This is a genomic window from uncultured Capnocytophaga sp. (assembly GCF_938029845.1).
In the GTDB taxonomy this organism is placed as follows: Bacteria; Bacteroidota; Bacteroidia; order Flavobacteriales; family Flavobacteriaceae; genus Capnocytophaga.
The window spans coordinates 34,681-45,486 of record NZ_CALHGG010000027.1 but is presented as its reverse complement, the minus strand read 5'-3'; the positions used below and the strand labels follow the sequence as shown (position 1 = coordinate 45,486).

Here is a 10,806-nt window from a genome sequence, read left to right as displayed (position 1 = left end):
TATAATTCTAAACAAATGAAAAAGCAAATCATTCAAGCCCTTTGGGCTATCGCCAATGGCAACCCTCAAGTGCAGGGAGAGAAAACAGTCTATCCTGCTATCCGAGAACAACTCAACGCTATCAAGATGCTTATCTCCTTAGATGATTGGGAGGAAATGCCTCCTATGGAAGCCGCTCCCATGACAGAGACACCTACAGTTGAGTTTGTAGAAATACCTCAAGAGGAAATAGTTACACCTCAGAATGAGACAATTACTTCTTCTAAAACAGTGGAGACCTCTCAAAAACCAGTAGATACTTCTAAAAAGATAGCGGATACTCCTCAAAAGCCAGCAATAATTCCTACTAAAGCAGTGGATACTTCTGGAAATATGGATACTCCCCAAGACGAAACCAAGCCTAGAACTTATCGCAAAGGAACTTATGAGGAGTGGCTTGCTCAAAAGGAATTGCTTGAAAGACTGCTACTTGAAGAAAAAACGAAAAAGATACAAGCCAAATTAGGCAAGATGACTAAGTCTAGAAGTGCGTCACCTGCCTCTTCTGTATAGGAGGTTATATAAGTTGGATAATTTCTGAAACTAGAGCTTGTTTTTTTATTATCTTTGCCCAAAAAAGCAATTATGAAAAAAGCTGCCTTTATAGTGATTTATCTTTCCCTTTTGGGTTGTGCTTCCCGACAGATAGCGACTTCCCACAAAAAAGAGGTCTTATCGCACCAAGAAGAGGTCATCACAAAAATTCCTAATGAGCCCTCACTCAAAGGGCAGGTAAAGCGTTATAAGGAGCGGAGTTATACCCCCATCTTCCAAAAACTATCTCAAAAGGATTCTATTTTTTCCCGATGGAGTGAGACACCTTACTTTGAGATAGAATACTTCTTTGATTCTAAAGGAAATATAGTAAAGGAATATCAGCAAGTGAAAGAGCAAACGGATTCTTTGTATTATATATCCGAGAGTAAATATTTGTATAATGAGAAAGGAAAATTGATGCAAAAAATATTCAAAGAAGGAGATTTTCTTCAAACATATAATAACCAATATAAGTATATATATTATACGAATTATATTTACGATGATAAAAATAGGTTAATGGAGGAAGAAAAATGTGATTCGGATTTACTCAAAGGAGAAAAAGCTATATATACTTATGACGAATATGGTAATATTATATAAAAAATTTTATTTACTGATAAAAATAACTATTTCTATAAAGAAATATATAATTATGATAATGAAAGTAGACAAATAAGTTATAAAAAAATATATGTAACTAATGGATATAAAGATGAAATAAAAAAGAATACATAGAAATATGATAATTTAGGGAGAATTATTGAAGAATATATTTATGAATTGAGCGCAACGCAATATAAAGAAGGAACACTTATATATAATAATGCTATAAGATATTATAAATATAATACCAATGGTAAACTCTTTGAGATAATGGATCAATATCTTAGTGATAGTATACTAGCTCAAGGTGCCACTCATGGACATACTTATTATGCGTATGATTTAGAAGGTAATCTATTATGTAAGTCTAATTTTGGAGATGGGAAACTTCGTTGGCGTGAATGTTATGATGCGTGTCAGCATCTTGTAGAAGAGGTTTATGTTAGTCAAGAAGGAGAAACTTATAGAAAGCAACACTATTATCAAGAGGATACATATCACAATCTTGTAGAAAGGCTTATTATAAGTGATTCCCCCGTAGAATTATCTAGATACGAAATAGAATATTATAGGGAATAAAATTGTCTTTAGTCGTTTGTCATTTATCATTATTTTTGTATTTTTGCGCAAATAAAAAATAATATGGAATTATATTACGCTTTTTCGGTGATTATTGTATTGGCCGCTTTGTTTTCTTATGTAAATGTTAGATATGTAAAGCTCCCTATGACTATCGGAATTATGGTTATTGCCATGATGGTGTCGGTAGGGATACGCCTTTTCGGGGGTGCTGTCTTCTCGGATCTCGCGCATAAGTTAGAGGCTTTCTTACAAGGGTTTAACTTCACAGAAATCCTAATGAGTGCCATGCTTAACTTCTTACTTTTTGCAGCGGCTTTGCATATCAATGTCTCCGACCTAAAAGAATACAAACTTCCGATCCTTACTTACGCAACGGTAAGTGTAGTGCTCTCAGCTTTTATCATCTCAGGATTGCTTTACTATATTGCCCATTGGGTTGGCATTGATATTCCTTATGTATATTGCTTGCTTTTTGGAACACTCATCTCACCCACTGATCCCATTGTGGTTTTGGGCGTACTCAAGCAGGCCAATGTGCCTAAGCGTATTGAGACAAAGATCACAGGTGAATCCCTTTTCAATGATGGGGTAGCGGTAGTGATGTTTGCCGTAGTACTTAAGCTGGCTACCGATGCTACTTTCGAACCTTCGTTCAATACTATCACTAAGCTCTTTCTCTTGGAAGCAGGGGGAGGGATATTCTTAGGGGCTATCTTGGGTTGGATCGCCTCCGAGATGATGAAGAAGGCGGATGACTACCACGTGAGCGTATTGGTAACCCTTGCGGTGGTAATGGGCGGTTTCTTGATAGCTAAGGCTTCCCATGTATCATCACCTTTGGCTATGGTGATTGCGGGACTTTTTGTAGGGAATGTAGGTAAGAAGGCCAGCAGTGAGGAGAACAGGGATTACCTGAGTAAGTTTTGGGCGATTGTCGATGAAATCATGAATGCTATTCTCTTCCTTTTTATCGGGTTTGAGATGCTTTTGATAGATAATTTAGACAAGCAGTTCCTCTTGGGGGGTATTGCCATTGCGGTATGTCTTTTGGGGCGTGCCTTGGCTATCTATATTCCAGCCCAGACGATTCTGCGCAAGGTGAGTTCTTATTCACGAGGTTCCCTTATTACCATGGTATGGGGAGGGGTACGAGGAGGCGTTTCTATCGCCTTGGTACTTTCTATTCCTCAAGATCAAGGGACAATGAAGGAAACCCTCTTACAAATTACTTATATCGTGGTGCTTTTCTCCATTTTAGTACAGGGACTTACCGTGGGTAAGGTTGCCAAAGATGCCTTGCACCGAGACGAGGTGATGATTCGCCTTAAGCGTATAAAAGCGGCACATCAGCGCAAGTTAAATACTCAAAACGATTTGTAAATGAGATGAATACACGCAATTGGTTACATATACTTAACCTCTTCGCCTTCGTCTGTCTCTCCTATGCTCAAGAAAGGACAGATTGGGAGCGTGAATATCTGCACAAGGGCGTGAAAACACTTCGTATCAGGGGTTACCATGTCAAGGAAAATGGCACAGTAGCTCAAAAGGGGCCGCTTATCGCCGAGATGAACATAGAAAAGACCTTTGATGCACAGGGTAATCTTGTCAAGGAAATATTCTTCGATGAGCGCAATGCCGAAACACTACGCTATGAATACACTTATAGCAAGCAGAAAGTAAAAAAATACAAAATACACTTGGATCCTAAAAGGGAAAAAGTAGGTATTACCGTGTTCAATTGTGATGGAAGGGGCAATGTAACTAAAGAGGAGACTTATGACCAAGAGGGGACGTTACAGTATTCCGCCTTTTTCGTCTATGATCAGGCAGGAAGAGAAACCGAAAGTAACTTCCTACGCGATGATTTCTCTGCCAAGTTCAATTCTACCTATGACCATAAGGGGCGCCTCTTAGAACAGGAACAACATATAGTGGATAAGGGGGAGAATATTCTCAATAAGGCTAAATATCGCTACAATAGCCATGGGGATTGTGATAGGATTATCTCGCTGTTGAATAAGAATTTTGCTCAGAAGAAGAGTTTTGAGTACAAATATGATAAAAAAGGGAACTGGATTGGACGCTTTGAATATCAAGACGGTAAACCTATGACTATTATTGAACGACAGATAGAATACTTTTCAGTGAAAAGTGAAAAATGAAGAGTGAAAAGTAAAGCCAGCGAATACTTGGAGCTGGGTATGTGGGTGAAAAGTTATAGACAATTGGAAGCGGGTTGTGAAAAAATGATATGAGCAGGTGTAGGGGCAAAATTGCGTAAACAAGGTAGAGACGTGAGTTTATTGCGTCTTTATTTGTAGATATTTATGATATCTCTATTTGTTGTACCTTATAAAATAAAATTATAATATGTATAGAATCCTCCTTGTTTTTTTAGCACTTCTTTTGTGGGGTTGCCCTAAGCACACACCCACTATTAATGAGGTACCGCTAACGGATCAAGTAGAGCAAGCGCTCTATAAGATCATTAGTTGTGCACGTTTTAACTTAGATGAGCGAGCAAAATTTGTTAAGTGTGGCTATTACTACACTCATAACGCTTGCCCTATAGAGGAGAATCCTTTCGGAAAGGTGGATTTGTATCTTTATCCTAAGAATGAACAGTTTGATCTCAAGGTGGTGCAGGCGGCTATGTATGGTGATTATGAACAGGAATGGGTCGATGTGGTCTTTAATCCTATCAAGGATATGTCGCCTGTGCAAATTGCCCAAAACTTCAATGCCCTCCTTGTGGTTATAGATAAGAAATACCTAAAATCGTCCGCTACGGCTGAGACAACAGACCCTGCAGAGATCATTACCTATAGCCTTAAGGATAGCAAATGGACTAAGGGGGCACCCTTAGAAATCTCCAATGACACATGGGGAAAGTACCAAGACAAGATAAATCAAGAGACGGAACAGCTTATCAGCCCCTATAAAGATAGACTGCCAATTACAGTTACTTCCCTTTTTGTTAAGCGTATGGAGTCGGTACATTATCTCTTAACCAAGGGCAGATCAGCTGACGCAGACCTTAATGGGGATGGTAGGCAGGATTATGTGTATATCTTCACCCCCAAAGACAGCGAAGTAAGTACTACATTGTTCGCTCTGCTTCTAAGTGATGGGAAGGATAGCTACCAGTTGCTTTATGAGCACTGTTATTACCCCTATACACTTATGTATAACAGCCAGTTTAATCTAGTAACCAAAGGGAAATACTTCACCATAGAACAACACGTCAAGTATTCAGAAGAGGACAGTGATAATAACAAAGACTATTATATTACCTTTCAGGTAGAGGGAGACAAGGTCTTACTGCATCGTTTAGGAATGATCACTTACCAAGATGGGAAAAAAGAACTTCAACTCTCTACCAAAGACTTTGGTGAAGTTCCTTTTGAAGAATTCTGGGGATTTTTAGAAAAAAATCTCTAGGAGACTTTCTTTAGTGACTGAATTTGAAAATCAATAAATTGCGTCTTTATGGAAGACTATACTAAACAAGGAATAGTCTTGGGATAGAGACGCAATTTATTGTTTCTTAAAAAGTTAGCAAATAGTATTTTAACTATTGATTTGTATTATAGAACCTTGTAACAACTCTATTTTTGAAAAGTTATTGAATATCAAGTTACATAGTTTGCAAAACTATTACCTTTCAATTACTTTAAAGGTAGTATTAGGAACATTAATTACCATATAATTAGATGAATTTAATTCAATGAAACGATTCATAGGAGCACAATATTTAAAAAAATATTTATCATTAGGTTGATTTACGATGAACGAAATTTTATTTTTAAGCAAATAAATTTTTCTTATTTCATTATATTCAAGAATGACTTCAATAGCATCTTTTTTTCTGTCATTTTCTAAAAGAGTGGTACTTTCTTTACAAGGGCTATTTACGTATATATATGTTTTTAATAGTGGGGGTATATGTCCTAATTCATTTACTAAGAAAATGTTATCAAAAGTTTTAACAGGAAGGGAAAAATCAATTTGAATAGTGTCTCCTACATGATAGGTTTCTTTTTGAGGAATAAATCTAAAGTCTTTTGATTCATAATGATTATGATCATGATTATTTCCACAAAGCCCAGTCAAAAATATACTAAAAACAGGTATAATAAAAAATTTCATAATTAATATCCATAAGCGTTAAACAATAATTCTATATCTTGACTTTGAGAAGGATGATTTCGTTTTAGTAAGTGTTTAAGATCATAACCTGTATAAACATCTTTCTGCAAAGCATTAAATAGGTCTTTTATACTAATTTGTACATTATCAGTCCCTCTAGAGATTAAGAAATTAGGGTCAGTACCTTTTTTTAAGAAAACACTATCTGTTACCCCGTCTGTCAAATCCCACATTAATCCATGTAAAAACCAACCTTTCAATCTTGTGTTTTTTTCCTCTGTAGGAGTAGTGTACATCTCAAAATTTTCACAAGAGTAATTAGCGTCTGAATATCTATCATAGATGGATTTATTTTCTATAAAATTACCCCATCCTTCACATAAGGCAATAAGCATTGCATCTTTAGGGTAAGGGTAGGTACCATTCCTATAGGGATCTTTAAAACCTGAATCTACAATATTCTCAGTTGTTTTATGGGTAAAATAATTCCAAAAATAACTACCTGTTTGTCGAGCATGAATGGAATGAGCTAGTTCATGGAAGACAAGTTTTTCTAGTTTCTTCTGTCCATCATTATTGAAAGTAAAGATAACATCAGGAAGTAAACTTTTACGAATAGCAAGAGTTTTTGCAATAGGAATAGTTAGAGGAGTTAAAAAACGAAACCAACCTGAGAAAAGATTTCTATAGATATAGGGAGAGTATCCATTTACTTGTAGCATAGGAGTCATTCCATTGTTCTTATCACCTCCAAACACCCAAATATTGAGTCTGTTAGCTCTTTGTCCTATTCCTTGAGCAACCATATATTCATTAAAGTATTGTAAGGAATTATGAGCAATAGCCTTACGCCATATATGTTTATCACTATAATCTATATTAAAGGTTCTTCCATTGTTACTCCTTCTAATATTTCCTATTTTATCACTTACTCTGATGCCTAAGAGTTCATTCCAACTACTTCTAATAGTAGCATTAGCACCCCTAAAGGTGATATAAACTCCCATTTCTCGTCTGAAACGTTCTCTACAGCGGAAATAACCATTATTATCAGTATAACAATAAGCATTAAAAAACCAATTATAGATCTCTATTTCAGCATTACGTAAAGGTTCGTAGATTCCTGTTTCCGCATTTTGCACTCTTACATTACCTTCAGGGTAATAACGTTTATTGAAAATACCAAATAGAGATTGACTATTTTTTAAAACATCATCAGTAGAGAGTTCTTTTGTTGAAAAACTTATACTTTCTGCTTGTATACTATGTTTATCTGAAGCCTGAATATGTCTTATGTCTATCATTGGGAACTTCTCTATTCCTTCATCAGTAACAAGATAATTAGATACTATTTCTATGGTTTCATCAAGATCATCCTCTTCTATGAGAAAAAGATCTTCTAACTTCTCATAAGGAACATTAGGCATAGGCTCTGATGCAGGAATAGACGCATAAAGAACAGGGTAGTCAGGATTTTTTGTCCTTTTATCTATATAGATATTTCCATATTGTTTTATTTCATAGTCCATAGGGAACTCACGACATACAAATTTCCTACTGGAGATGATTTCATTTAAAATATCTAAATGATCATCATTCTCCGGCAAAAACACCACATAATAATGAGTGGGAGTAAGATTATCTATATTTTCTAAGATACTCTTTCCATCAAGAGTTCGTATTTTTGAAAGGGTAGTTTTGTTCTTAGATTGAGCTATAATACTTAGTGTTCTTTTCATATTCTCAAAAGAATATGGATTTTTTAATTTGGCTCCTAAGATTAACTCTTCACCTCTTTCTTCATACATGGAAAGGATAGTTTCAGATTGATTAGATGTATTTTCCTCATCTAAATTTTCATGCTTGTTACAAGCTATAATGGATAATAGAGCAACTATAATCCAAAAATTTACTTTTGTTTTTTCATAAGAGTAGAATTTATTTGGGAGCAAAATTATATTTTTTTTCAATACAAGAATAAATTTTATAATTTAATTAACTATATATTTAAGACTAATCCTTAAGCTTTTTTTCTATTTGTTCCCGCTCTACAGTATAAGGAATCTCCTTGGTGAGTGCTATTTTATATTGTTCTTTAGCCTCTTTGTACTGCCCATTTGCCCAATAGGCTTCCCCCAATAGGTAATAAGCTTTCCAATAATCAGGGTTTAGGCTCGTAAGAAAAAGATAATCAGTGGGTTGTACAGGTGCTTTCTCTCGCAGTTGTTCAGTGAGTTGCTGTTCTAGCTGTCGGTATTGCTCATAATTCTTATAGGCTTGGGTTTGCACAAAAGGATCAGCAGGGATATTCCGCTGGGTCTGTGGATATACTGTATGAGGAGCAAATGTTTCTCCTTTGAAAATCTCCTTGAGGTCATAGGCTATGTATTCCCCCAGCTGATAGGGAGCGGTGGATACCCAAGCGATACGCTCCTCGGGTGAGAAGATCACACTATGATAGGCCAAGAGTTGATTGAGTGCCTTTTCATTCCCATAGCCAATAGCTTTGCCCTTTAGTCCGTCAGTATTACGCAAGATTGCGGCTATATGGGTAGGGGTAAGTCTCTTACCTTGGGTAAGTTCTTGGAGCTTTTTATAGCGATAGGCGGTATGGGTTTGTTGGATTTGTTTGCGGTTCTTTTTGTCCTTGGCATAGGGGGTACTTTGGAAGTGATTGGTACAGAGTAGCAGCCCATTAGTTACTTCATATACGCCGAATTTCTTGGGAGAGACTTCTATAATAACCGCTTTTCTTTCTTTGGCACTACCTACCATAATCGCCTCGGAGACAAATACTTTTCGTTTTTTGGCAATAGTAATAGCTTTCTTTGTGGTGGAGGCGAATTGTAATATTTCTCTACATAGGAGCGAAATAGGTGTACGTGCCTTCAGTGGTATATTCGACTTACCTGCATTGATCGTTACTGTAAGTCCTTCGGTATTCATACCCGACATGACTCCGATCATACCTCCCCACGCATAGGACATAAAAGGATAACCCTCGGTAGGCCGAACAAAACGGACGAGCTTTTCAGTAGCGAAATCGTCGGAGAGGTAAAAGTCAAAATTACGTCCGATAAGGAGTTGCTCCCCTTGAGTGTGTGAGCCCCAAGCGGCCAAGGAGGAACAGCCTACCAACATCAAGTCTTGTAGGGCATGACCTATATCGTGTGCCGAATGCAGGTACAGACTGCGTTCGTACTTGGGGGCAATGTAATCAAAAAGGCTATCCGAATAGCGGGATTGTCCGTAAAGTTCTGCTCTATAGCTAGGGAGTATATACTTATCAATATCCCGATTGAACCATTTGAGAAATTTGTAGAGAAAGTGTTGTTTCCGCTCGGAGGGGACAAAATCTTTTAGTTTGCTGAATAACAAGCTGTCTTGTCTGTAATAAAGTCTTTGGGTGAGTGCCCCTGAGTTGAGCCCCAGTTGCAGAGGGTTGCCCGAAAGGTATAGTTCCCATATACCTTGTTGGTTTCTAATAAGGTAGTTATCCTCAAAGTAGTATAAAGAATCCTTAATGTTCTCTACCACGGGTATTTGTGCGGGATAGGAGGAAACATCGGGAGGAGTGATGCTTTTGTGAAGTAGTCCGCATGAGCTCAGCAGTAGGAGTAGGAGGTAATGAGGTTTCATAGTGTTTTGAGCTTAACAATCCCCCTTGGGGTGCAGTAATAAGTGGGTATCGGCAGGGGAGAGGTAAGGAATTCCTAGCCCCAAGCCACGTAGTACAAAGAGTATTCCAACGACAATGACTACCATGGGGAGCCACTGGTTCAGCTGGCGACGCAAGCCCACAGGCAGGAAATCTCCTAAGACGACTAGCAGTAACATCAGCGGAATGGTACCTAGCCCAAAGGCAGTCATATAGCCCATACTATCCCTCAAGTTTCCCATAGCCAAGGCGCCAAATAGTGCCGTATATACCAATCCACAAGGTAGAAACCCATTGAGAAAACCTATGAAGAGCGAACTTGATAGGGTCTTTTTTGTTAGTTGTCGCCCTAAGGCATTTTTCAGCAAGGCAAAGCCTTTGAGTAAGGGATTCTGTATGCCCTTTAGTGAAATATGTAAGAGCGAAAAAAGTCCCATACCTATCATGACAAGACCTGCCAAGATAGAAAATTCTTGTTGGTATTCAGCTATAAAAAGCCCTTCTCCCACTATGCCAAAGAGCAGTCCTATAAGGGTATAGGCGAGGGTTTTTCCCAAGAAATAAGCCCCTAACTGTATCCAGCGGAAGACCTTTCGCTGTCTTTGTAAGGGCAGTAAAAGGGCAATAGGACCACACATGCCTACACAGTGCAGACTGCCAATGAGTCCCAAAGAGAAAGCAAGGATGAACATCTAATAATTGACTTTGTCAAACAAGCTTAAGTAATTCTTTCCCTCAAAGCCGTATTCCACACGAATATTCCAACGTCCTTCCTTGAGTAGGTTGTCGGGAATCATTAGCGAACAACCATCAAGGGCGGTGATAGGTAGGGTGAAGTCCAATTTGCTATCCGATGGGCGATAGCAGAAGATCACACCAATCACCTCTTTACCTATTACGGCAGTAGGGAAATCAAGGCGAATACCCTCTTTGGCGCCTGGCGTATAAGCCATATCCACTTGCATATGCGCCTCTAAGGTCTGTTTTTCGGCATCTATATTTTTTTGAAAATCTAACTCTTGAGCGTAATAGTTCTCGGTAACTAGCTCATGATCATACTTTTTATCCACTAAAGTAATGACAAAGAAGTATGTAATAAAGCCTGCAAAGGCCAAGATAGCAAGAAGAATGCCTGTACCCCAAGTAAATTTCATAGGTGTCTTTTTTTGTGAGCAAATTTACTACAAAAAAAGGAATTGTAGCTCATAATTATATAGATTTTTTTGATAGTG

The 10,806-nt window shown here is 37.7% G+C and carries 11 protein-coding genes; 6 read left to right on the top strand and 5 right to left on the bottom strand.

The window, feature by feature from the left end; genetic code table 11:
• The first annotated feature begins 15 nt into the window (after positions 1-15).
• The 6 genes from Q0625_RS02105 to Q0625_RS02080 all read left to right on the top strand — a co-directional run bounded on the left by Q0625_RS02105 (position 16) and on the right by Q0625_RS02080 (position 5,208).
• Positions 16-552, top strand: a complete 537-nt coding sequence (locus Q0625_RS02105) for a hypothetical protein (protein WP_298823244.1) — start codon at positions 16-18, stop codon at positions 550-552.
• A 72-nt stretch (positions 553-624) separates the two neighbouring features.
• Positions 625-1,179, top strand: a complete 555-nt coding sequence (locus tag Q0625_RS02100) for a hypothetical protein (RefSeq protein WP_298823243.1) — start codon at positions 625-627, stop codon at positions 1,177-1,179.
• 180 nt (positions 1,180-1,359) lie between these two features.
• Positions 1,360-1,761 (top strand): hypothetical protein, encoded by a 402-nt coding sequence (locus tag Q0625_RS02095; protein ID WP_298823242.1) that lies wholly within the window; start codon positions 1,360-1,362, stop codon positions 1,759-1,761.
• Between the two features lie 63 nt (positions 1,762-1,824).
• Positions 1,825-3,144: a sodium:proton antiporter gene (locus Q0625_RS02090; RefSeq protein WP_298823241.1), complete on the top strand. Its 1,320-nt coding sequence runs from the start codon at positions 1,825-1,827 to the stop codon at positions 3,142-3,144.
• A 5-nt stretch (positions 3,145-3,149) separates the two neighbouring features.
• Complete coding sequence (locus tag Q0625_RS02085) at positions 3,150-3,929, top strand: hypothetical protein (protein WP_298823240.1); 780 nt, start codon at positions 3,150-3,152, stop codon at positions 3,927-3,929.
• Positions 3,930-4,137: 208 nt separating this feature from the next.
• Positions 4,138-5,208, top strand: coding sequence for a hypothetical protein (locus Q0625_RS02080; RefSeq protein ID WP_298823239.1), 1,071 nt, complete (start codon positions 4,138-4,140; stop codon positions 5,206-5,208).
• Between the two features lie 216 nt (positions 5,209-5,424).
• On the opposite strand, the gene Q0625_RS02075 is transcribed toward Q0625_RS02080, so the two are convergent.
• Genes Q0625_RS02075 through Q0625_RS02055 form a run of 5 tightly spaced genes read right to left on the bottom strand, consistent with a single transcriptional unit; the run spans position 5,425 to position 10,728 of the window.
• Positions 5,425-5,916, bottom strand: a complete 492-nt coding sequence (locus Q0625_RS02075) for a hypothetical protein (protein WP_298823238.1) — start codon at positions 5,914-5,916, stop codon at positions 5,425-5,427.
• Positions 5,917-5,918: 2 nt separating this feature from the next.
• Positions 5,919-7,886, bottom strand: a complete 1,968-nt coding sequence (locus tag Q0625_RS02070; protein WP_298823237.1) for a hypothetical protein — start codon at positions 7,884-7,886, stop codon at positions 5,919-5,921.
• A 43-nt stretch (positions 7,887-7,929) separates the two neighbouring features.
• On the bottom strand, positions 7,930-9,555 hold the full coding sequence (locus Q0625_RS02065) for a C45 family autoproteolytic acyltransferase/hydolase (protein ID WP_298823236.1): 1,626 nt from the start codon (positions 9,553-9,555) through the stop codon (positions 7,930-7,932).
• 12 nt (positions 9,556-9,567) lie between these two features.
• Entirely contained in the window at positions 9,568-10,266 is a 699-nt protein-coding gene (locus Q0625_RS02060) for a sulfite exporter TauE/SafE family protein (protein ID WP_298823235.1), read from the bottom strand.
• Positions 10,267-10,728, bottom strand: coding sequence for a FixH family protein (locus Q0625_RS02055; RefSeq protein WP_298823234.1), 462 nt, complete (start codon positions 10,726-10,728; stop codon positions 10,267-10,269).
• Positions 10,729-10,806 lie beyond the last annotated feature (78 nt).